The organism is Flavobacteriales bacterium, assembly GCA_019694795.1.
In the GTDB taxonomy this organism is placed as follows: Bacteria; Bacteroidota; Bacteroidia; order Flavobacteriales_D; family UBA2798; genus UBA2798.
Map to the genome: position 1 here is coordinate 137,826 of JAIBBF010000002.1, position 24,231 is coordinate 162,056.

At 42.8% G+C, this 24,231-nt stretch carries 18 protein-coding genes; 10 read left to right on the plus strand and 8 right to left on the minus strand.

The annotated features are described in order from the left end of the window. Positions 1-52: 52 nt before the first annotated feature. Together K1X56_02020 and K1X56_02025 are read right to left on the minus strand one after the other, a co-directional pair. Entirely contained in the window at positions 53-787 is a 735-nt protein-coding gene (locus K1X56_02020; protein MBX7093468.1) for a DUF2807 domain-containing protein, read from the minus strand. Next, the gene (locus K1X56_02025) at positions 780-1,901 is read right to left on the minus strand and encodes an acyloxyacyl hydrolase (GenBank protein MBX7093469.1); all 1,122 of its coding nucleotides are present in this window, start codon (positions 1,899-1,901) and stop codon (positions 780-782) included. Before K1X56_02025 ends, K1X56_02020 begins: the two co-directional genes overlap by 8 nt. 60 nt (positions 1,902-1,961) lie before the next feature. On the opposite strand from K1X56_02025, the gene mazG reads away from it, so the two are divergent. Genes mazG through K1X56_02040 form a run of 3 tightly spaced genes read left to right on the plus strand, consistent with a single transcriptional unit; the run spans position 1,962 to position 4,909 of the window. Next, positions 1,962-2,732 carry a nucleoside triphosphate pyrophosphohydrolase gene (mazG, locus tag K1X56_02030; protein ID MBX7093470.1) on the plus strand — a complete coding sequence of 257 codons (771 nt, stop codon included), beginning with the start codon at positions 1,962-1,964 and terminating at the stop codon, positions 2,730-2,732. 36 nt (positions 2,733-2,768) lie between these two features. Further along, positions 2,769-3,962 (plus strand): hypothetical protein, encoded by a 1,194-nt coding sequence (locus tag K1X56_02035; protein ID MBX7093471.1) that lies wholly within the window; start codon positions 2,769-2,771, stop codon positions 3,960-3,962. A gap of 2 nt (positions 3,963-3,964) precedes the next feature. Next, positions 3,965-4,909, plus strand: a complete 945-nt coding sequence (locus K1X56_02040; protein MBX7093472.1) for a protein kinase — start codon at positions 3,965-3,967, stop codon at positions 4,907-4,909. On the opposite strand, the gene K1X56_02045 is transcribed toward K1X56_02040, so the two are convergent. The 5 genes from K1X56_02045 to K1X56_02065 are packed head-to-tail and all read right to left on the minus strand — an operon-like array spanning position 4,910 to position 11,195. Next, on the minus strand, positions 4,910-6,727 hold the full coding sequence (locus K1X56_02045) for a sulfatase-like hydrolase/transferase (protein ID MBX7093473.1): 1,818 nt from the start codon (positions 6,725-6,727) through the stop codon (positions 4,910-4,912). A 4-nt stretch (positions 6,728-6,731) separates the two neighbouring features. Then, positions 6,732-7,583 (minus strand): MBL fold metallo-hydrolase, encoded by an 852-nt coding sequence (locus tag K1X56_02050; protein ID MBX7093474.1) that lies wholly within the window; start codon positions 7,581-7,583, stop codon positions 6,732-6,734. A gap of 2 nt (positions 7,584-7,585) precedes the next feature. Next, positions 7,586-8,230 carry a hypothetical protein gene (locus K1X56_02055; GenBank protein MBX7093475.1) on the minus strand — a complete coding sequence of 215 codons (645 nt, stop codon included), beginning with the start codon at positions 8,228-8,230 and terminating at the stop codon, positions 7,586-7,588. A gap of 50 nt (positions 8,231-8,280) precedes the next feature. Further along, the gene (locus K1X56_02060) at positions 8,281-10,065 is read right to left on the minus strand and encodes a hypothetical protein (protein ID MBX7093476.1); all 1,785 of its coding nucleotides are present in this window, start codon (positions 10,063-10,065) and stop codon (positions 8,281-8,283) included. Further along, positions 10,062-11,195, minus strand: a complete 1,134-nt coding sequence (locus tag K1X56_02065) for an ATP-binding protein (protein ID MBX7093477.1) — start codon at positions 11,193-11,195, stop codon at positions 10,062-10,064. Before K1X56_02065 ends, K1X56_02060 begins: the two co-directional genes overlap by 4 nt. Before the next feature lie 128 nt (positions 11,196-11,323). Here K1X56_02065 and K1X56_02070 point away from each other — a divergent pair, with 128 nt between their 5' ends. The 4 genes from K1X56_02070 (at position 11,324) to K1X56_02085 (ending at position 16,137) form a co-directional block, all read left to right on the plus strand. Next, entirely contained in the window at positions 11,324-11,980 is a 657-nt protein-coding gene (locus tag K1X56_02070; protein ID MBX7093478.1) for a hypothetical protein, read from the plus strand. A 5-nt stretch (positions 11,981-11,985) separates the two neighbouring features. After that, positions 11,986-13,230 carry a hypothetical protein gene (locus K1X56_02075; protein MBX7093479.1) on the plus strand — a complete coding sequence of 415 codons (1,245 nt, stop codon included), beginning with the start codon at positions 11,986-11,988 and terminating at the stop codon, positions 13,228-13,230. Positions 13,231-13,446: 216 nt separating this feature from the next. Next, the gene (gene purL / locus K1X56_02080; GenBank protein MBX7093480.1) at positions 13,447-15,711 is read left to right on the plus strand and encodes a phosphoribosylformylglycinamidine synthase subunit PurL; all 2,265 of its coding nucleotides are present in this window, start codon (positions 13,447-13,449) and stop codon (positions 15,709-15,711) included. A 108-nt stretch (positions 15,712-15,819) separates the two neighbouring features. Further along, complete coding sequence (locus K1X56_02085) at positions 15,820-16,137, plus strand: hypothetical protein (protein ID MBX7093481.1); 318 nt, start codon at positions 15,820-15,822, stop codon at positions 16,135-16,137. Here the strand turns inward: K1X56_02085 and K1X56_02090 are convergent, their stop codons facing one another. Beyond that, on the minus strand, positions 16,138-18,132 hold the full coding sequence (locus K1X56_02090; GenBank protein ID MBX7093482.1) for a SpoIIE family protein phosphatase: 1,995 nt from the start codon (positions 18,130-18,132) through the stop codon (positions 16,138-16,140). 88 nt (positions 18,133-18,220) lie between these two features. Between K1X56_02090 and K1X56_02095 the strand changes: the two genes are divergently transcribed. From K1X56_02095 to K1X56_02105, 3 genes are all read left to right on the plus strand, one after another. After that, positions 18,221-20,098, plus strand: a complete 1,878-nt coding sequence (locus K1X56_02095; GenBank protein ID MBX7093483.1) for an ABC-F family ATP-binding cassette domain-containing protein — start codon at positions 18,221-18,223, stop codon at positions 20,096-20,098. Between the two features lie 64 nt (positions 20,099-20,162). Continuing rightward, on the plus strand, positions 20,163-22,718 hold the full coding sequence (locus tag K1X56_02100) for a DUF5686 and carboxypeptidase regulatory-like domain-containing protein (protein ID MBX7093484.1): 2,556 nt from the start codon (positions 20,163-20,165) through the stop codon (positions 22,716-22,718). A 166-nt stretch (positions 22,719-22,884) separates the two neighbouring features. Continuing rightward, positions 22,885-24,150: a DEAD/DEAH box helicase gene (locus K1X56_02105; GenBank protein MBX7093485.1), complete on the plus strand. Its 1,266-nt coding sequence runs from the start codon at positions 22,885-22,887 to the stop codon at positions 24,148-24,150. Positions 24,151-24,231: the final 81 nt, after the last annotated feature.

Sequence of the window (24,231 nt, forward strand, 5' to 3'; positions counted from 1 at the left end):
TCCTATTGCGGTGCTCAAGAAAAAAGAGGAAAAGAAGCGACTTGTAAATGGTTTATTGTAAAGGTTTTACATCACCCGTGCCGATTTTAAAAATCGTAAGTGCCGGATTTCCGCGGTACCAGGTGGTGCTGAAGGATTCAATTTCCACCAATAGAGAATTGGTTGCATTCACATAAAAATCGCCGGAGGAGGCGTTGTTGACGTGCACATCGTTGCTGATGAGATTTTCGGTGTGACAAATACTCATTCCTGCCGAATACAAATAAGTGAAATTGGAGTTCCCCGTCAGGTATAAATTACTCACACCGGTGTGAAGAATGGCAAACAAGGAATCGCATTGCAGATCGAGCAACACATCCGATCCGCCGCCTTCGGTTAGTAGGGTAAGACTGGGAAATTGCAGACGATTGGCACTTTTAATGTCGCCACCTCCTGCGTATTCAATTTTGGTTAATTGCGGCGTATAAATGTGAACATCGATTTCATATTTATAACTGCGCATGAAATTCCATTTGTTATTGTTTCGGATTTTAAGAATGTTTCCTTCAAGCGTGGTCGTGATTTTTGGTAAAAGATTTTTTCCGGCAACCACTTCTACATGCTGATTAATGCTGTCCTGATGAATAATTACATTGACGTTATCATCAATATCCAGTTGCGTAAATCCATTCACTACGCGTGTTTCCTTGGTAATGGCACCGGTGGTCTTAAACATATCCGGCGCATCTTCCTTATTGCATGAAGATACAATGGCAAGCAGCACCAGACTGAACAATAATTTATTCATGCACCGCTCCTTTCTTTTTTTCGGATTGGAAAAAACGATAACCGATTCCAGCTTCCAGATAATCGGCCTTAGCAAAATGTGTTTTAAGCGCAACCTGTGCAATGATGTTATTGCCGAAGAAATAACGAATGGCGAGTCGGTGGTAAAAGGGACCATCACCTTTGTATTTACTCATCACGTAATTTCCCCACTGAAACGAAATTTTTAATTGATCCATATTCATTTCCAGTCCGGCCATCACTCCGGCTTGCGTAAAATCCCATTTGGAATCCCATACTCCGAATTCCGTATGATAAGCCGTACGAAGAGAACCATTATTCATCACATCAATTCCGCCTAACACAGAAAATTTTCTGCTAAAACGAAAAGCTGCAAAACTCTCCAATGATAAACAACCGTATTTGGGTCCGTCCGGCGCTCCTAATTCACGTGTGCCGCCACTGAATAATACAGCCGCATAAACTGATTTTGTAAATGCGGGAAGTTCATACGAACCTTTCTTTGGATAATCGGCCTTTCCGAAATGATAACGCGCATCTAAAAATACAGCCGGCATATTGATACCGAGATTGGGCATTTTAAACGATCCGTTCGAAAAATGAAGCATGGAAATTCCAAATCCATAATCGAGATGCTGGTGTTTAAAAAGAAGTTGGGTTTGTATGGACATAATGCCGTTGAAGTGTGTTCCGATGGCATTGTTTTTATTGTTTTCGAGGCGGTCGAAAGGTTTTGTGACATATCCGACTCCCGTTCCCAGACGAATATTCCATTCGAATGAAGTTTTTCGGATGAAATGCAGATTGGCATAGTGAATCAAAGCGAATCCGTTTCCGATCAATTGCGGATTGGCCAGATTGCCTGCATAAAAAGCTACACCGTGTGATGGGTATCCGAAATTTTTATGCCAGTCTTTTTTACCGAGACTCCGCTCTGCATACAATTCAAAACTGGGAATGTGATGTTGAATCAAATGCACCATTGAAGGACGATGCGCAATGAGGAATCCGTATTGAGGCCGAAATCCGAAGGACCAGGTGCTATCGGGCTCAGCGCTGGCAATCAGGCTGTGCAATAGAATAGCGAACAGAATTAAACTTCTCTTACCGGTCATTGTGTAAAAATAGTAAAAAGAGGTCCTTCCATCGGTGTCTCTTTTCGTTATTTTTAGATCATGGCAACATTAGATGAAAAGAAGGACGCCTTTGCGCGTTTGTTAAAAATAATGGATGAACTCCGGGAGCAATGTCCCTGGGACAAAAAGCAAACCCTTGAATCGCTGCGGATTTTGACGATTGAGGAGACCTATGAATTGGCCGATGCCATTATAGAGGGGGATCTTAATGAAATTAAAAAAGAGCTGGGCGATATCATGCTTCACCTGGTGTTCTATGCCCGGATTGCTTCTGAAAAACAAGCTTTTGATATTGCAGATGTACTCCATTCCGTTTGTGATAAATTGATTGAACGTCACCCCCACATTTACGGTGATGTAAAAGTGGAGAATGAAGAGGAGGTAAAAGCCAACTGGGAAAAAATCAAACTGAAATCGGGTAATCGTTCCGTATTGGAAGGGGTGCCGGTTTCATTACCTGCTATGGTAAAAGCGGTTCGTATACAGGAAAAAGCACGGGGCGTTGGGTTTGACTGGGATAATGATTATCAGGTATGGGATAAAGTGAATGAGGAATTGTCGGAACTTAAACATGAAGTGGATACGAAAAGTGATAAGGTGGCCGATGAGTTTGGGGACGTCCTTTTTTCCATGATTAATTATGCCCGTTTCATTGGGGTGAATCCCGAAGAAGCCCTGGAGCGTACCAATAAAAAATTCATACGCCGTTTTCAATTCCTTGAAACTGAATCGGCAAAAGATGGAAAAAAAATGGGCGAGATGTCGCTCGAAGAAATGGATTATTACTGGAACAAAGCCAAAACACTTTAAGGCATGTTTATTGCATTTAACACCAAAAGCTCAATGATGAAATCATTATTATTCGCCGGTTTATTACTGGCATCCTTCGATATCGCCGCTCAGGGTAATCACCAACCCGGACAACGCACGCGTCCCACCCGCGAAGAACCCGAGGCGGATTGCGGCTCGGATTTGGAGTATGATGAAAAAAAAGATTTAATCCTCCACGCTAAATCGCTGGCGCCCTACACGGGGATTTGTCGCTCGTATTATGAGGACAATCGGCTGGAGCGGGAAGTCCATTTCGTAGATGGCAAAGAAGACGGAATTGCTACCACATATTATAAGCGTAACGACGAAAAGAAATTCGATGCAAATCCGGGAAAAGTGATGGCCATTACTGAACATAAAATGGGAGTGCCCAATGGAACCTGGAAATATTACTACGAAACGCAGGTCGACGAAAAAGACAAACTGGCCTGGGAAAACACGTATAAAGAAGGAAAGAAAGACGGCGAATGGAAATACTATTTCGAAAACGGAATAGAAAAGAAAATTGAAAACTGGAAAGAAGATAAAAAGAACGGCGTGTTCATTGAGTTTTTTGCCAATGGAAAAAAGAAAACCGAGATCAATTACAAGGACGATAAAATGCATGGCGACTACAAAATGTATTTCGACGATGAAACTCCTTTTATTGAGAAAAAATATGTAGAGGGAAAACAAGACGGAGAAGAAATTTCCTATCATAAAAACGCACAAATCGCTTCCATTAAGCGCTATAAAATGGGTGTAGAAGAGGGGACATGGAGAACTTATTATGATGATGGAAAAGAAAAATCGACCCTCACCTATGTGAACGGAAAAATTGTGGGTGAGCAGAAAGAATTTTTTAAGGAAGGTCAGCTCAAACGTAAAATCGTTTATGTGGACGGAAAAATCACCCTGAACGAAGGGTTTGATGAATTCGGAAACAAGGTGGATCAGGAAGATATTACCTATTTTAAGAATGGAAAAACCGCTACGGTAAAACGTCAGAAAATGGGAAATCCCGACGGTGCCTGGAAAACCTATTATGAAAACGGGAAAATGAAAAGTCTCGAAAATTATTCGCAGGGACGATTAGAAGGGGAACAAAAAGAATTCTGGGAAACCGGAAAATTAAAACGCCGCATTGTTTATCAGGACGGTGAAATTGTGTTAACGGAAGATTACGATAAAGACGGGAAGAAAATCGGAGGAGAATCGGAAGATAAATAAGTATGATCGTTCGGTTAAAAGGAAATTTTTCCAGCTATATTTTTGATCCCGAAAATGAAAAAACGACCCTTCGAAAAAATGGTCGTTTTTCGTTGGTGTATTTGGGCAAAGATGAAATCACCTCGCAAACCGTCATCATTAAACAACTGCATCCCCGGCTCATTGGCAAACAGCAGGAAACAGAGCGGTTCAGATCGGAATACCGTCCCGATTTTCGTTTAAACGGATTTTCGCATACCATCGATTTTATTGAGGCCGATCATCAGTTGTACCTTATTCGCAATTTTATTGAAGGCGAAGATTTTTCTACTGAGTCGCGCAAAAAATGGATCCGCAAATGTTCTGTTGCAGAACGAAGAAATATTTTACTCGAAATGTTAAGTCGTGTAAATGATTTACACGAAGCAGGAATCATTCATGGCGATTTAAAACCTTCTAATTTTATTATTGGTCCGCACAACCAAATCAGTCTGATTGATCTCGGAGCCGGAATAGCATCTGATCCTTCACTACGTGGGCCAAAAAATGAACAACATCCATTGCCTTTTGCCTTTCGCTATTCGGCGCCGGAGCTAATGCTAAATGAAGTGGATTTAATTGATGCACGCAGCGATTTGTTTTCACTCGGTGTGCTTTGGTTTGAATTGCTCAGCGGAAAAGCAGCCTGGGAAGATGCAAACCCTGCCGTGCTTATGAATCTTCAAATGGTTTATCCGCTCGTTAACAATGGATCCATTTCGAAAAATCTGTTTGAACTGCTCGAGAAAATGACCGCGCGCTATTCCTTTCGCATTCCTCCTAACCGGATTTCGGCGGATGAACGAAGAAAAGGACTCATTGCCGGATTAGAAAAGCGCTTTTCCTCTGCATCAGAAGTCCGTGCTGCACTTGAAAACTTGTATTCCGACGATTTTATGTTGAAATCAGTATTCTGGAATCTATTCTGATTAACGCGATACAAAATCGGCGTAGGCGCGCTGTAAATAGCTTTTGTTGAGCTTCTCCAGTTGAGGATCGCCATCGTGTTGGGAATTGCCGAAGAAAAAGATGTGGTGGGCTTTATCGGTGATGATTCCGGTGGCGTTTTCATTGCAATAAAATCCAAATCCGTTTTTACTCCTCAGCATATTTCGGCTAAATGGATAATGCTGCCCGAGCGATAGTCCGGCGGAAATTGTTGCCGCAATATCATGTTGTGCCACCACACGTTCAATGCTCTTCCCTTTTAGATTCGGATGCAAAGCACCACCGGTAAATAACAAGGTAACGCGGCGCGATTCCGGGAAATTTAAATTGCGGTTCAGGGGGAGATAGTGACCGTGATCTGCCACCAGTACAAAAAGCGTGTTATTGTACCAGCTTTGTTTTTTCACTTGTGCAAAATATTCACGCAAACAATGATCGGTGTAATAGGCAGCGCGACAGAATTTATCGTAATCACTGTTCGATTTAAACGGAGTTTCTATGGGGACTTCCCAGGGTTCGTGCGTGCTCAGGGTGAGGAGTCCCGAAAAAAATGGTTGTTTTTCTTTGTTTAAAAAGTCGATTTGCTTTTGAAGAACAGATCCGTCATGCGCTCCCCATTTGCTGTTGTATTCGCTGGCATTAAAATCTGTTTTATCGCAGATATAATCCATGGAATGCTGATTGAGAAAGGAACCCATATTGGCGAATTCAATATCTCCTCCATAAAAGAAACTGGTGGCGTATCCTTGTTTTTTTAAATCGTCGCTGAGCGCAGGTAAGGTTTCTGTTTTAGCCGGATAAGCCAATATGGTATTGTCGGGTTGAGCAGGATATCCGCTGAATACTGCAACCAATCCCTGATCGGTTCTGTAACCGGATGCATAGGCATTTTTGCACCACAAGCTTTCGTTAATGAGACTATCCGTAAATGGAGCAACGCCTTTGGTTGCGCCGTTGCGTTCCAGTACATCAGCGGTCCAGCTTTCCAATAGAATGATCACCACATTCGGTTTCCCTGTGGTTGTAAGACTGTCGCCGAGTGCCGTGTTTTCTTCCGGGAGTAAAAAATCTTCCGTGATTTTTTGGGCTTCTTCTTCAGAAAAAAAATGGTATTTATCGCTGACGAAAAAGAATTCCGAGGCCGAATGCAAAAAATAAAAAACCGGATTAATGGCTAAATGATTATTGGCAGGGAAGGAGGAATACGAAGCAGAACTTTCGTTGATGGGAATCAATTGCCAGCCGCCGCGGATACCGAAAAATAAAAGTGGAATACCAATTATAAAATGCAGAAATACTTTTTTTACCTCCTGGTACGAATCAGTGATTTTATTTTTTAAAACGATAATACCCCAACTTAATCCCACCAATAAAACCGGCAACAAAATCAATTTCCAGGTATCCATGAAATGTGAAATCTCGGCCGGATTTTTTAAATAAAGCAGCAGTCGTTTATTCAGCAAGGTTTTCCACGATTCATACAATCCGATATTGCTGATGAGAATGGTGACCACCAAGGGAATCAGCAAAAAGTGCAGCCATTTTCCCAATTTATGCCAGGGTCCCTTCGGAAAATACTGGTGCAAAATCCAGAATAAAAACGGAAGAGTAGTGAGGTAGCACGACATACTCAAATCCAATCGCAAAGCTGCAATAAATGCACGCGCAGTATGCATCGCTCCGCCTTCGGTTTGGTCGGAATACAACAATAAAAACAAAAGCCGGAATACAGCAAAAAGCAACATCCAGAACAGGATGAGCTGAATGGGGTAGGGCACTTTGTTTCGAAATGAATTCATCCGCTTATAGTTCGTCGAAACGGAAAGTTTCTTTTAAACGAATGCCTTTTTCGGTGTTTTGTACGGTACAACATTCATTCACCGAATCGTGCTCCAGAAATAAAATATATTCTTCATCGGCAGCACGCTTTAAAAATTTACCTTTTTCTTCGAGGGTAATCAGCGGACGTGTATCGTATCCCATAACATAAGCCAGCGGAATATGTCCAACCGAAGGCAATAAATCGGCCATGTAAACAATGGTTTTTCCTTTGTAGCGAATGTGAGGAATCATCATACTGTCGGTGTGACCATCCACAAAAAATACATCCATGTTGTTGAATGCATTGCTCGTGTAATCGGCATTTCGCTCAATCATTTTTAACTGACCACTTTCCTGTATGGGCAAAATATTTTCTTTCAGAAAGGAAGCTTTTTCACGCTGATTGGGAACGGTTGCCCATTGCCAGTGACGATCGTTGCTCCAGTAGGTGGCATTGGGGAATGCGGGACGAAATCCTTCTTTGGAAGGGTCGAATTCAATAGCTCCGCCACAATGATCGAAATGGAGATGAGTTAAGAACACATCCGTAATCTGATCGCGTGCGAAGCCTAATTTTTTTAGTGAATCATCCAGACTGGCATTGCCGTGCAGGTAATAATGCGAGAAAAATTTCTGGTCTTGTTTATTACCAATTCCGGTATCAATCAACATCAGACGATTTCCGTCCTCAATCAGCATACAACGCATCGACCAGGTGCACATATTGTTTTCGTCGGCCGGATTTGTTTTTTGCCAAATGGTTTTGGGAACTACACCAAACATCGCACCTCCGTCGAGTTTAAAATTCCCGGTTTCTATACTGTAAATTTTCATGCTTAGTTGATCTCCTCGTAATCGGTATAACCGTCGTTATTGTTGTCGTTATTGTTATTGTTTCCTCCGCCGTTTAATTTTTCCAATACCCAGGCCACCGCCTGCGCGGTGATGGTGATGGAGCGGACTAAATTAATCACCACCAAAAACAAACCGATGGCCGCAATGATCCATCCGATGATGATGGTGTTGTAGATATCGTAAATCGAACTCAAAAACCATTTGTTCACTGCGGTGTCGAGCAATTGAGGATAGGTAATTCCAAATGAAAAATAAATGACACTCAAAAAAATCAATGAGGTTTCCCATTGGGCATTAAAGGGTTCATTGATCATTTTCATGCTGTTTAAACGAACCATCACACGGGTGCGCTGCATTCTGCCTGCCAGGTAGGAATAAACAATCGTCATGCCCACAATCGAAATTAAAATCCGCGGAGCATCGGGCAATTTGGTGGTGGCTACGGTGAGCATAGCGGCCAGCGAAACCAGAAAATAGGTGTTGAGTGTTTTAAAAATATAACTTTCCCAACTGGGACGTTCCGATAGACCGGTCAATAAACGGTATATCATCATGAAAAATCCCCAGATGAGGCTGAACACAATGAAAATAATACCGAGGTGAAAAATGTATTTGAAAAATTCCATATGCGAAGATAGTATTTCGGTGGACAATAACCCTGTAAAATGACTAAAACTCAGGCATCAATTATATCCATTTTACGCAACAAAAAGGAGGCGTTTTTGTTTTTGGCTAAACCCTTTTGCAGGTGATAATCAAAGTATAACTCGTTGTTTTCAATTCTACTTTCGAAGCAATAGTTACGAATTGAGCCCCGGTGAATCTGCTCCATATCACCAAGTGCAAGGTCGTGACTGGCAATGAGTCCGATGGCGTCGAGTCGCATTAGGCGTTCAATCAGTTTGCGGCTTCCGTTGAGTTTGTCCTCACTATTGGTTCCCCTTAACATTTCATCGATTAAAACAATGGCAAATCCACCCTCCGCAATACGATCCTGAATCCATCTCAGTCGAAGTAATTCGGCATGGAACAGCGAAATGTTTTCACGGAGTGAATCGGTTTGTCGCAACGAAGTAAGTAATTGTGCCGGATGAAAAACGAATCGTGAGGCACAACATCGCATGCCACATTGGGCAAGAATGAGATTGATACCCAGACTGCGCAAAAAAGTACTTTTTCCCGACATGTTGGAACCGGTAATCAAAATCAGTTTTTCTTCTCTTCCCAATTCAATAGAATTATTCGTGCGCGTGCCGGCGGCCAGGAAAGGGTGACCCATCGCCTCGGCCAGAATTTCCTTATTCTCCTGAATTTCGGCCAGACAAAAATCAGGATGCAAATCGTTCCAGCTTCCAAGAGAAATCATGAGTTCCATTTCGGCAAAAGCAGAAAACCATTGTTCCGTTTTTCCCGAGTTGGAGCGAATCCATTTTTCGAGTGCAGAAGCACAATGTAAATCGTATAAAAAAAGACTGTTCAGTACAACGAAAACTATAGGATTTAAACGGCGGTCGAAGCGTTCGCTCAATTGAGAAAGCAGTGCGAATTGAAGGGATGCTTCGGAAATATTTTCACGGATTTTTTTATTCAGCTGCTGCTCCATTTTTTCATTTTCAATAAGCGACCAGCATGCGCTGTAGAGGGCGAAGGTGGACTGCATTCCACTTACGTTTTCATGATCTCTTTTAATGGTTCGTGCTGCATTTAATGCGATCATTAAATTGATGCCGGATAACCACAATGCCAGATTACTGTTGCCGCTGATGATCGTGTAAACCCAAAGCGAACAAGTTGCCAATGGTAAAATATACATCAGGAGGGTCAACATTTTCCCACTGAAACGAAGCGAAGAACGGGAGGACCAATGACGAAGTTCCTGCACCGGGTCTTTGGTGTTTTCGAGGGCAATGAGTTGCGCTAAAAATGCGATTCTGAAATTTCGTTTTTCTGCCAGTTCTTCTGCGGCTGCTAAATGAAGTTGAATGCTTTCTTTACGGATATCGGGATTACTCAGGTGTTGAGCCAGTAATTTTTTTCCCTTGTCGGTCCATGCCCTGTTCACCCGGTGATACAAACTGCCTTCGCCGTAAATATCGAGGTCGAGATCATAACCTGTACCTTGACTAAATGAATCGCCTGCATCGAAAAAAGAATTTTTCGAAGCATGGATATCCAGTTCATTTTGCAACAAACGAATTTTATTCCGCAGAATCATCCGTGCTGAGTTGAAGCGGACATTCCGTTTTACCCCATAACCGAAAAGGCTAAAAACAAAAATGGAACTAAACAAAAACAACAGGTCGGAATTTCGAATGTAAAGCACCATTAATCCCGCTGCAGCAATAAAGCTGAACAGCCGGAAAATTCCGGTGAGATAAATTGATTTTTCCAGACGCGCGAGTTTAGATTCCGATGCCGTTAGAGAGGTGGTATAGTAGTGAAAGGGTGAATTCGTATTCATTTGTTAAGATTGCGGTTTAACCATAATTCAAAAGCGGGATCCAGGAGGACCAGTTTTCCTTCCTCATCGTCGAGAATTTCGTTTTTGATTAAGGATTGTTTGCTTTTGGTAACGTTATTGGGACTTCCTAAATTGTATTTACTCATGACCTCTGCCGAAGTAAATTTACTTTCGCCGGCACAAATAGCCTTCAGTAAATTTATTTGCGAATTATTCATCGTTTCAATCTCCCGCTGGTAGAGTGGGGCATTGGTCTCCAGTACTTCGTTTAAGGCCGATATCAATTCTTTTTCGCTTACCTTTTTATGGGTTCTTCCCCATACATAATGCGCCAGTTGCTGAACGTACCAGGAGTGATTTTTCATGAGGACACATATCTTTACGGCGTAGTTTTCGGGTAGGATTTTATTGGTGGATTCAAACCCTTTTTGCAAATAGGGAACCCATTTTTCGATGGGGATTTTTTTTAAATGAATAATATCGCCAAAGCGGTAAAAGGGTTTCGAAGGATGATTAAAAATTTCATTCATCATATGGCGCTTGCTTCCATAGAGGCAATAAGTGACCAGTTTTTGCTTTTGCCACGCCGCTCTCCATTTTTTTTCAATGGTTTTATAATCGCTAAACGAAGTCATATTTTGAAATTCATCTAAAGCGATAATAAATTTTATTCCCTTTTTCCGGGCAATACGCTCAGGTAACTGTAAAATTTCTTCGCTGTTTTTTTTAAGGTCCTTCCAGTCGAAACTCAGGCTGAAGTCGGAATTTGGATCCAGTCCGTAACTAAATTTCGGTACCAGCCGGGTAAAAAATTCTTTACCGGTTTTCATCCAGTCCTGAAACTTTCCCGACGATGCCTTGATGGTTTCGCGGGCCAGCAATTCCAGGAACTCTTCTTCGCAACTAACCATAAACAGGTCGAGCTGTATCACCTTAATTTTCTTCTGCGTGCGGGAGGTCGACTTCAGCACTTTTTCCACCAGCGATGATTTCCCCCATCTTCGTGGAGAGATGATGGTGGTGTTAATGCCATTGCTCAAATTCTTTTCTAAACGCTCAGCTTCCTCTTCCCGGTCGGTAAAGTGGCGGTCGCTGACCGTTTTTCCATAAATAAACGGTGATTCCGACATAAATAAATTTATTATACCGAAAGGTATAAATATTTTTTAAATTGCGTAATATACCTTTTGGTGTAAAAGGTGGGGGGATGTGTTGTTTTGTTTATTGATCAAATGCAGTATATTTCTAAAAAAAAACCATGCCTGATTACTTAGCCGAATATAAAGCCTATTATACTGCCCGGGCGAAACGCTTTGAGGCGGATCCTGATTTTCCCTTTAGTGCGAAGGCGGAAAATGATTTGCGTGATGCGATGTTGTCCTGCAATGAATTGGGTGAATTCAAACAAAAGCTCGGAAACCTGAACGACCTCTGCGCCATTGCTCTTGCGAAGGACGGTAACGTAATGCGTTTTAAGCACTATACGGCACTCGAGGAAAAAGTCCGGGCGCTCGGACCCGAACGTATCATTGCAAAGGCCGATCAATACACGCAGGTGATGGATTTAATTACCATGATCAATGAAGAGGAAAATCGTAATTCACTCGAAATTGCTGCGGATAGTCTGGAACCCTTCGAAGGCAATTGGTTTATGCTGGAGCGGTTGGAGGTGTATGAGAAAGCAGAAGTCCCCGCTCAATGGAAGAAACACATGGCGCAATCGGCAGAAGAGATTCGTGCTTCTTTACGCGAGAATCATCGCAGCACCGAAGAAGATATGCAACGCTGGAAATCCGGGTGGAAACTTGATTTGAATTTGCTGGATGAAACCCGTCACCGCCGGCGTTTTCCTTATCCTGACGAAGAAATTCGTTTTCGTAAACAACAGTATGAATCCATTATTTCTAAAGCTTAAGCAGTATGGCCATTGATAAACTTTATTCCGATCCCATGCTCGATACATTTCGAAACATGATGAAAGAAGTGTTGGACAAAGGCTATAGCGGAGAACATGTGGATGGTATGCGCAGTACCTTGGATAAAATGGAACACTATGCAGCGAGTCTCGACGACTTCATGGATTTTAGTGCTAAGCTGACCACCGAAAATCTATTCGGAAAATTCAGTGATCATTATTCGCGCGTGCTGGCATCAAATGCAAATCTTGGAGGTTACGATCCCAATGCACCTTACGATGAAAAAAATGATCAGGCATTGCTCAAGCTCATGGTTGATGCTTTAAAAAATGCCATAAAAAGTATTCGTCAATCCAAAGCAGAAACCAAAGCACTCATGGGCGACCGGGCGGCAGATGCTGATGTGCTCTTTAAAGAAAAATCCATCATCGATTCCATTCAGAAACTGATTGATTTAGGTGAATCTGGCATTAGTGCACCCGAATACCTACGTATTCAAACCGAACAGAATCTCGATAAAGCCATGGAAGGCACAGCCCTTTCACTGGATGGTTTAAAGTACACGCATGATTTTAATTTAGCGCTTGCTGCAAATCCGATTCAGATAGAGCGTAGTGAACGCTATTTAAAAACATATCAGGAAATGGCCGCGGCATCACCTTATGGTGCGCCCAATATTACCAAATTCAATCTCGCTTGCGAAGTCATCGATGCTGAGCTCATTACGCGCGAGAAAAAATGGAATGCCTGCAAAGATGCATTGGAAACTATTGTTGGCGATTTGTTTTCATGGGCATTGGCACATACTTCCATCGCGCCCTATATCGAACCATGGTCGATGGCTGCGAATCCACGGGAAGCCATCGCGCGCGACAAAGATTGTTTGCCGGGGATGATTGCTGTTCGCATGAATATTCTGCAACGCAATTTTGGAAGTGATTTTATCAGTTTGATGCGCGGAGAAATTATTGCCTGGGAAGTGCAATACCATTGGTTTTGGTATTCAAAGGAAGTAACCCATTTTTTACTGGAAGAAGTATTGCCTCAATGCAAACCGATGCAGTACCTGAGTTCTGAACTGGTCGACAAAATGAAAAACATTTACGAAGGCGACCGCTACCGTAATCCGAAATTGCATCTTGTGCAAACCCGTTGCGCAGCAAATTTCGACGCTTATTTCGGCGAAGGTGAATACGCAAGAAGATATCCTTCCAATCCAACCCCCATTTCAAAAGCAGAGGCCTGGTAATAGGGGAGTGGAGGCTGAAAAAAAAATGGAGAATGGAAATGAGGGTGGTGGTTTTTTTTCTGAATGCATTTTTCCACTTAATGCCCTTTTAAAAAATCCTTGGTGAAACTCAGTGCACTTGGCGCCTCAATGCTGAAAAACCCTTACCGATGTTAAAAACTCCCGCTTTTAAATGAGTGGGAATCCTTTACCTTTGTGCCTTGAAATTTCAATGTCATGAGCAAGATACCTGTAGGTGAAGCAGCCACTCTCGAACAAGCGCAACAGCTTGGTTTATTACCGGAAGAATTCGAAAAGATTAAGGAATACCTCGGACGCACGCCCAACTTTACGGAGTTGTCGGTTTATTCGGTAATGTGGAGCGAGCACTGTTCCTACAAAAATTCAATCGTGTGGCTCAAGACCTTGCCTAAATCGGGTCCGCACATGCTGGCTGAGGCCGGTGAAGAGAATGCGGGATTGGTGGACATCGGGAACGGATTGGCTTGTGCTTTTAAAATTGAATCACATAATCACCCTTCTGCCATTGAGCCCTATCAGGGAGCTGCAACAGGCGTGGGGGGAATCAACCGCGATATTTTCACCATGGGTGCACGTCCGGTTGCTCAATTGAATTCGCTTCGTTTTGGAAATATCGATGATGCCCGCACCAAATGGTTGGTGAAGGGTGTATCGAAAGGAATTGGCGATTACGGTAATGCATTTGGAATTCCCATTGTTGGGGGTGAAGTGTTCTTCGATGAAAGCTTTTCCACCAATCCATTGGTGAATGCATTTTCTGCCGGAATCATGAAGGTGGGTGATATGATTTCTGCAACGGCTAAAGGTGCAGGTAATCCGGTTTTCATTGTTGGTTCATCAACGGGTAAGGACGGAATTCACGGTGCTGCTTTTGCATCGAAAGACATCACTGAAGATTCCGCTAAAGATCTTCCTTCGGTACAGGTTGGTGATCCCTTTATGGAAAAATTACTGCTGGAGGCGACTATGGAATTGGCAAAGACCAATTGCATTGTAGGCATGCAGGATATGGGTGCAGCAGGTATTGCATGCTCCACATCGGAAATGTCGGCCAAGGGTGAAGTGGGAATGAAAATTGATCTTTCTAAAGTACCTGCCCGCCAGGAAGGCATGAAGCCATTCGAATTCTTACTTTCCGAATCGCAGGAACGGATGTTGATTGTGGTTGAAAAAGGAAAAGAGGCTGAAGTACAAAAGATATTTGATAAGTGGGATCTTAATTGCGCACAAATCGGGGAAGTTACCGATACCGGTTGGCTGGAATATTATTTCAATGGCGAACTGGTGGGTTATGTTCCTGCCGATTCACTGGTTTTAGGTGGTGGAGCTCCGGTGTACAAACGCGAGTGGAGTGAGCCGGCTTATTATGCAGAAAGCAAAAAATTCTCGATCGATTCGGTGAAAGAACCTTCGATGGAAGAATTGAAAAAATATGCAACGCAAATGTTGTCTCAACCCAACATCGCATCCAAGCGCTGGATTTATGAGCAATACGATTCGATGGTAGGAACGGTGAACATGAGCACGAATCGTCCGACCGACGCCGGTATTGTGAACCTCAAAGGAACGAATGCGGCATTGGCTATGACGGTGGATTGCAATTCGCGTTATGTGTTTGCTGACCCTGAAGTAGGTTGTGCCATTGCGGTTTCTGAAGCAGCGCGAAACATTGTTTGTTCCGGTGGAGAACCTTCTGCTATTACCAATTGCCTCAATTTCGGTAATCCGTACAATCCGGAAGTGTATTGGCAATTTGTCGGATCCATCAAAGGGATGTCGGCCGCCTGCAAAAAATTTGAGACGCCTGTTACCGGTGGTAATGTAAGTTTCTATAATCAATCTGCCAGTGTGGGTAAAGCCGGCGGTAATGTAAGTAACGCGGTATTTCCAACACCAACCATTGGTATGATCGGAATCGTGCGTGAAAAGGATCAGGTGATGACACTCGATTTCAAACAAAAAGGCGATTTGATTTTCCTCATCGGCGAATCGCATAACGACATCAACTCTTCTGAATATTTATACAACCTGAGAGGCGTAAAATTATCACCCGCACCTCATTTCGATCTCGAAAAAGAATTCGAAATGCAACATGTAGTGAAAGCGCTGATCAAAGGAAAATTCATTAACGCAGCACACGATGTTTCCGATGGAGGATTGTGGGTTACGCTTTCGGAAATGGGAATGCCGCAAGGTTTGGGATTTGATGTGGAGTCGGACAGCGAATTGCGTCTCGATGCCTTTTTATTCGGCGAATCGCAAGGTCGGGTAGTGGTTACAGTAACCGAAGATGATCAGGAAGAGTTCATCGAATTTATGGCTACGCAGGAAGTTCCGTTTACATTATTGGGACACGTTACCAAAGGTAAAATGGTAGTGGATGGCGAACATTTTGGTTTTATTAACGATGTTAAACCAGCCTACGATCATTCGCTGGGAGAAAAAATAATGGCTAATTAATCGGAAAAAATTATGGCAGAATTGCTGGATTAAATTTCGGAAGAAGCGCGTAAAAAAGTTAAACAGGGAAGAATTATCATTATTATTCTTACCGTTTTACTCGGAATTATGGCGCTGGTGGAATACAACATGTATGGTGAAGAACCATTGATTTTGGCCATTTACGCACCCTTCTTTTTTTCCTTTCTTGCCTTCTCCATTTTTTATTACAGAAGTCCATACGGCATTTCCATCGCCGCACTTTCCATTTACATTTTATTGCAAGTGATGGCGATAATTGGTAGTCCGGAAAATGCAGCTAAAGGTGCTTTTCTAAAAGTGGTTATTATCGTTGGACTGGTACAGGCCATTAAGCATGCAAGGGATTATAAGATAGAGAAAAAGAAAGTGATGTCGGATACCCTCGATGGGGATATGATGGCTTAATCAGAATTGAATTCCCATCACGCAAACATCATCCAGCTGTTCAAAATTTCCTTTCCAGGATTCGAAGGTTGAGTCGAGTTCTTTTTCCTGATTTGCCAATGAAAGTGTGGTGCTTTGAAGCAACAATTTCTGGAAATTGGAACTCTTCATTTTTTTCCCTTTATCACCACCAAACTGATCGGCATATCCATCGGAGAAGAGATAAATTCGATCGCCGGCATTTACCATCAAGCGTTGCGTGCTAAATGCTTTTGCATTTTCGGTTTTACCGATGGCTTGTTTATCGGGACGAAACTCCACCAGATTCTCCTGATCGTGCGAATGGATGACCCACAAAGGATTATTCGCTCCAGCCCATTCCAGTTCACCCGTAGCCGGGTGATAGCAACACAATGAAACATCCATTCCGTCGCGCACTTCCTGTTCGTTTTTTTCGAAGGTGGCCACTACAAGTTCACGCACTTTGTCGAGTATTTTTCCGGGTTCGGTAATGCCCATTTCCGTCACCACCGTGTGAAGTGCATTGTGACAAACCACGCTGACCATTGCACCCGGAACGCCATGTCCGGTACAATCGCAAACGGCAAAGAGTAATTTGTTGCCCACTTTTTCCATCCAGTAAAAATCGCCCGCAACAATGTCCTTCGGTTTATACAGTAAAAAATAATCACCGAGTGATTCTTTCATCAAACGATCGGAAGGAAGAATTGCGCTTTGGAGTCGTTTTGCATAGGTGATGGAATCGACAATCTCTTTATTTTTTTCTTCAATAATGGCTTTTTGTTCCTGCAATTGGGCATTGATTTTTTGCTTGGCTTTATTGGAGCGAAACAGAAACAAAGCAAGGAAAGCCACTACCAGCAGGAAAATAACGCCTACTGCAATTACCAGGTTTTGTTGTCCGATCCGTTCTTCCTGTTGCTGGTTTTTTATTTCCTGTAAGGCACTGTTCTTTTTTACCAATTCCAATTCCTGCGTTTTCTTTTCCGTTTCCATTTTTACGTTCAGCTCATTGAGCTTATTGGTAGAAGCAACAGAATTGAGGCTGTCGTTAAGTTGACTGTATTTTTGAAAATCACGAAGTCCATTGGCAAAATCGCCGAGTTGTTCATAGCACTGAGATCGCTTTTTATAAATGTTTCGCAGATCTTCATTCATCCCGATTCGCTTCGCCGATTCTTCGGCGGCATTATAACTTTGAATGGCGCCTTTCCAATCTTTTTCGTCCATGGCATAATTCGCCTTCATCATGATCATGTGGGTGAGATCATAATAATTACCCAGCTCCACAAAATATTTTTCCGCATTATCGAAACATTCTTTCGCTTTCGCTTTGTCTTTTTTCATGCTGTACAAATCGCCCAGCATGGCCATGTGATTACCGTAGTATTCGCGAATGTTTCCTTCTTCAATGATTTTTCCGGAAAGGTTGATGTAATAAAAAGCCGAATCGAGGTTGTTGGTGGAGGCATAATACGAAGCCAGGTTATTACATACACCCGCAACGGATCGTTTATTCCCGTTTTTCTGAAAAATGCGCATGGCTTCCTTCAGGTAATACAACATTTTATTTTTATTGCCGCGCACATTTTCGAGATTACTCATATTGGCATACACAAAAGCCAATCCCGATTCGTCGTTTTCCTTTTTATAAATATCAATGGCATTGTAATAACATTGCGCCGCCTCGCTGAATTGACCTAAGTCGGTATAAATAGTTCCTAAGGTCGAATTGAGCCGGGCCATCATCTGGCGGTAGTCCATTCGCGTGGCATAATACAAACCTTGCTTTCCGTAATAGAGTCCGCTATCCAGTTTTTCATAACTGATCTGCCAGGATAATTTATTCAGTAAAATCACCCGCTGAGAATCGCTGGGGTTTTGTCGCAATACGCCTAAAAGACTGTCCGTTTCGCGTGTGGCAAATGCAGAGGAACTCTTTATGAGAAAAAAGAGAAGGACAACAAAACGAAAAACCGGCAAGTTTGCTTTCATTAGAAAGTAAAGATAAGGTTTTCAGTAATATGGTGGATTAGCGTTTTAAATGAAAGGGAATGGCTATTTTTGCGCCTTAAAGCAGGATATGAATTATTTGTCGGTAGAAGAATTAGCGAAGAATTACGGTGAAAAAAATCTGTTTACCGGTATTAGTTTCGGTATTGATCAGGGTCAACGTGTTGCTCTGGTGGCCAAAAACGGTACGGGTAAATCGACCCTCATGCGGATTCTGGCGGGTAAGGAAACCGCCGATTCGGGGAGGGTGGTATTTCGCAAGGATGTGCGCATTGGATTTTTGGAGCAGGATTCGAAATTCGACCCCCGTTTAAGCATCATTGATGCCGTATTGGGAAGTGATGATCCTGCTGCACTGGCTTTAAAAAATTATGTGGAAGTAACCCATAATGGTGGTGATGAAAAAGAATTACAGGGCGCCATAGAGGGCATGAACACCACCCAGGCCTGGGATTATGAAACGCGGGTAAAACAAATTCTCGGCAAATTAAATTTGCACGATCCTTCTCAATTGGTGGAGACCTTGAGCGGGGGACAAAAAAAGCGTCTTGCTCTTGCGCAGGTCCTGATTCGTAAACCCGAATTCATGATTCTCGATGAACCTACCAATCACCTCGATCTTGAAATGATTGAATGGCTGGAAATGTTTTTGAGCGGATCGGACATTACGCTCTTAATGGTGACCCACGATCGTTATTTTTTAGAGCGGGTTTGCAATGAAATTCTTGAACTCGATGGTGGGAATTTGTATCGTTATAAAGGCAATTATTCCTATTTCCTCGAAAAGAAAGAAGAACGGGAAACCAACGAGCAAATCGAAATCAGCAAAGCCAAAAATTTATTCCGTAAAGAACTCGACTGGATTCGCCGGCAACCCAAAGCACGCGGCACCAAGGCTAAAGCGCGGGTGGATGCTTTTGATGACGTGAAAGAAAAAGCCGGAAAGAAACTGAAGGAAGATGAAATCAGTTTTAACGTCAACATGCAACGCATCGGCGGAAAAATTCTGGAGTTTCACAAAGTGAAAAAATACTTTGGCGATAAAATTATTCTTGAAGGATTCGATTATGTGTTTAAACGCGGCGAGAAGATTGGCATTGTTGGCGCAAACGGAGTAGGGAAGAGTACCTTTCTGAACATGATTATGGGGACGGAAGAGCCCAATGGCGGAAAAATTTCGGTGGGAGAAACGGTGGCTTTTGGTTACTATTCGCAAGAGGGAATGATCATCAAAGAAGATCAGCGGGTGATCGAGGTGATTCGTGAAATTGCTGAATTTATTCCTTTGGCCGGAGGTAAAAAATTAACTGCGCTACAAATGCTGGAGCGTTTTATGTTTCCGGCACATATGCATTATCAGTATGTATCCAAATTAAGCGGAGGAGAAAAACGCCGACTCTACCTGCTCACGATCTTAATGAAAAACCCCAACTTCCTGATCCTCGATGAGCCTACCAACGACCTGGATGTTTTTACGCTTACGGCACTGGAAGATTACCTCGAAAGTTATGAGGGTTGTGTATTGGTGGTAACGCACGATCGGTTTTTTATGGACCGGATTGTGGATCATATTTTCTATTTTGCGGGTCAGGGAAAAATCAAGGATATCCTCGGAAATTATTCGGAATACCGCGATACGTTAAAAGAGCAGCAAGCCGAAGAACGCAGATTGGAAAGGGAAGAAAAAATCCCGGAAAAAGAAGAAAAAATAGTTTCGTCACCCGGTGATAAAAAGAAGATTTCGTTTAAAGATAAATTCGAATTCGAGCAGCTGGATAAGGAGATTCCTCAATTGGAGACAAAGAAAAAAGAGTTGGAGGACTTATTGGCGGGGGGACAATTATCGGTGGATGAACTTTCTGAAGTTTCGGGTAAACTGGGCACGCTGATGGAAGATCTCGAAATGAAGACCTTGCGCTGGATGGAACTTGCGGATCTGATTTCCTGATCTTTTTTTCGTTTCAACTGTTATTAGCAGTAACTTTTCCGACTCAGATTCGTCATACCCCCACATGAACTACTTTTTTTCGCTTTTACTGATGCTCACCTGCAGCACCTACCTTTGGGCAGGAAAGGTGGTAGGGGTAGTCACCGACGAAAAAGGCGAAACGATACCGATGGTCAACATTCTGGTAAAGGGTACGCAGAATGGAACCACAACCGATCAAAACGGTAAATACGGCATCACCTTAAGCAAGGGGAATTACACACTGGTATTTTCGTTTGTGGGGTATAAAAAAGTGGAGAAGCAAGTGAGTATTCGTTCCACCGAAGTGCAAACCATCAATATCCAGCTCGAACCCGATGCAGCGATGTTGTCGGATTTTGTAGTGGCGGCCGATTATAAAGATTTTGCCAAAGAAATTGCTCGGAAGGCCCGTGATTTTCGAAAAGACCAGCGCGACCGTTTAAAAAAATATTCCGTTCACACCTATCAGCGTTCTGCACTTACCGGAGAACGCAAAGTGAAAGAAAAAGACAGTTTGAAATCGGAAACCGATTCCACCCAATGGATCGTCAACGATACCTCATTTTTAAAATCGGAAACCTCTCACCTGGTTGAAACAGTTTCTGATGCACATATCGATCCGCCCGGAAAATTTCGGGAGGACATTATAGCTTTGAAAGATCATTCCGATATTAAACCCAAAGATAACTTCCGTGGAGGAGGAGCATCTTTTACGGTTGAATTTGGAGAGCCCTCCATTACACCTGAATCGCCCTGGGTGGCTAATCCTTATGTACTCATCCGCGATCGTTATGTGTATGATTTTGATATCTATGAAAGTCTGATCAACATTCCTTCCATCTGCGAAAAACAATTGCTTTCGCCAATAGGAAATGGGGCAGTGTTGAATTACAGTTACGATTACGGGGGAGAAACCGTAGATAAAAACGGAAAAAAATTATACCGCATTCTGGTCAAACCCCTCTTCCCCGGGGAAGCTTTGTTCGAAGGAGAAATGTTGATTGCCGACAGCTCTTTTGCATTGATGAAATGCGATTTAAAAATCAATCCGCGCGTTTTACTTTTTTGCGAAGAATTTCACCTGGTGATGGAATATGCCATGGATGAAAACGGATTTGTAATGCCGGTTAAAAAGGAGTTTAATTATAAAATTAAAGACGGAAAAACCCGCTATTACGGAAATGTTTCGGTATTGCATTCAGATTATTCCATCAACCGCGATTATCCGGATCAGTTTTTTACCAATGAAATTACGCGTTATGCAACGGATGCTTATGATAAAGATTCCTCGTACTGGAAGCAAAACCGTAGCATTCGCCTCAATGAAAAAGAACAGGTATTCGAACACCGCATGGATTCCTTAAGGAATTATTACCACAGCGATGATTATTACAGTCTGGCCGATTCTTCCTTTAACCGCATTAACATCTGGAGTTTTTTAGTAAACGGAATTGGTCACCGCTCCCGCAAACGTGATATTGAGTTTTATATCAATCCGCTCGTTATGCAGGCGGTTCCCTTCGGTATTGGCGGTTATCGTCACCGCCTGGGTGGTTATTTCAATAAGGGATTTGACAACGGATATGTACTGGAAACGACCGGCGATATCGATTATGGTTTCAGTAATAAGGATGTGAAAGGGAAATTGGGAGTTGGACTTACCTACAATCCCATTCGTTTTATGCGAACCTTTGTGCGCGTGGGCGATTATTACGATATGATCAATAATTACGCTTCGGCTTCCACTTTTTTTTCGCGCAGTAATTATGCCCGGAATAAAATGTTCAGCATTTCGCAGCGGATGGAAATAGTAAATGGATTGTATGGGGAATTGACCTATGAATTCAATGATCAGATTCCGATTACGGGATTAAAAATGGATTCATGGTCGCAAGATCTTTTTGATACCTTGAACAATCCTACTGCTTTCGATCGCTATACAAAAAGTGAATTCAGGTTGCAGTTGACTTACCGTATTCGTCAGCAATACACCATTCGCAAAGGCAGAAAGATTGTGTTCACCAATAAATACCCGGAAATAAATTTCATTTATCGCAAAGGTGTACCGGGAATGCTGAACAGTGAAGTGAATTTCGATTACATTGAAATCGGCGCAAAACACGAGGGAAAAATTGCGCGATTGGGAACCTTTAAATGGAACATCCAGGCAGGCTCATTTGTAAATCGTCAGAATTTGCGCGTACTCGAATACAAATATTTCAGGGGCTCCGACCAATGGATTTTTTCCGACCCCTTAAAATCATTTCAACTGCTGGGTCCGAGTTTAAGCACCGCCACCGCTTATTTCCGCGCCAATATCATTCACCATTTCGATGGGGTTATTCTAAGTAAAGTTCCGGTGATTAACTGGTTTAAAATAAACCTGGCTGCAGGTGGAGGAACCTTGTTGATGCCCGAAGAAAAATTTGCACATGCAGAAGCATTCGGCGGAATAGAGCGTGCCATTCGTATCCGCAAACAAATTATTCGCCTCGGCGCTTATGCGGTTACTTCCGTAAATACAGAAAACCAGGGCGATTTTCATTTGAAATTCGGAATCAGTTTCTTTAATCCATTCAGCGGAAAGTACGATTATTGATTGAGGACTACCTCATTAGGTCTTCTCCCTTTTTATCCCTATCTTTGTGGGGAAATAGGAAATTGTTTTTCCTGCCGGTAGATCAGCGCTTCGCTTTACTTTCAGCACTACAGCTTCCTGGCCGATTAAGGAGATGCCTTAATCACGTTTAACCAATGATTTTAAAATGACATTTCAACAATTGTCGCTGAGCAATGAATTGCTTCGCGCGCTCGAGGATAAGAAGTATTCTCAACCAACACCCATTCAACAACAATCCATTCCCGTTATTTTCCAGGGCAAAGACATTTTCGGTATGGCCCAAACCGGAACCGGAAAAACCGCTGCCTTCGCACTTCCCATTCTGCAAAAACTGGCTGCGAACAAAGAAATGCTATCAGGCAAACGAGCCATCCGCTCGCTGATACTTGCACCCACGCGCGAACTTGCTCTTCAGATTCACGAAAACTTTATCGATTACGGTAAATATTTACCTATCCGCACAGCAGTGATTTTCGGTGGTGTTTCACAAAAACCTCAAACCGATAAATTGCGCAATGGGGTAGATGTGTTAATTGCAACACCCGGACGATTACTCGATTTAATTCAGCAAGGATTTATAAAATTAAATAAAGTCGAAATTTTTGTGCTCGACGAAGCCGATCGCATGTTGGATATGGGTTTCATTGCCGATATCCGCAGAATTCTACCCATGCTTCCGGCTCAAAAACAAACCTTGTTTTTTAGTGCTACCGCAGAAAAAGAAATTAAAAAACTGGCCGATTCCATTCTGAAACAACCACAAACCATTTCCACCACACCGGTTTCCACTCCCGCACAAACTGTTCAGCAATCGGTTTACTTCGTAATGAAAGAAAGTAAACCCAAATTACTGATGCATTTGCTTCAGGACAAAGACATCGATCACACCCTCATTTTTACCCGCACAAAACACGGTGCAAACAAGGTTGAAAAGGCATTAAATAAAGGCGGAATTAAAGCGGTGGCCATCCATGGTAACAAATCTCAGAATGCGCGTCAAAATGCCTTAAATGGCTTTAAAGACCGTTCTGTGCAAGTGCTGGTGGCAACCGATATTGCATCGCGCGGAATTGATGTGGACCGTTTGTCGCACGTCATCAATTACGATATTCCCAATGAACCGGAGACTTATGTCCACCGTATCGGTCGTACTGGTCGGGCCGGTAACGAGGGCGAAGCAATTTCATTTTGCGATGCCGAAGAAGTGGAATACCTGAACCGGATAGAAAAATTAATTCAGAAACCCATTCAGGTGGTGGGCGGACACCCCTTCGAAATGTTTGTGGACCGCAGCGCACCCCTTTCCGTTGCGCCATCCTCACAGCGAAAACCACAGCCTAAACCCAATAAAAATAAATCGGGTAAAAAACCATTCTGGAAGAAAAAGAAGAGCACCGGGGTGAGGAAGTGATTCCATTGCCCCCCTCTGCCGGGTTTAAAGTTATTAACAGGTATTGAAAACCTGTTGAGGCATTTAGTCCCGAAATCATTA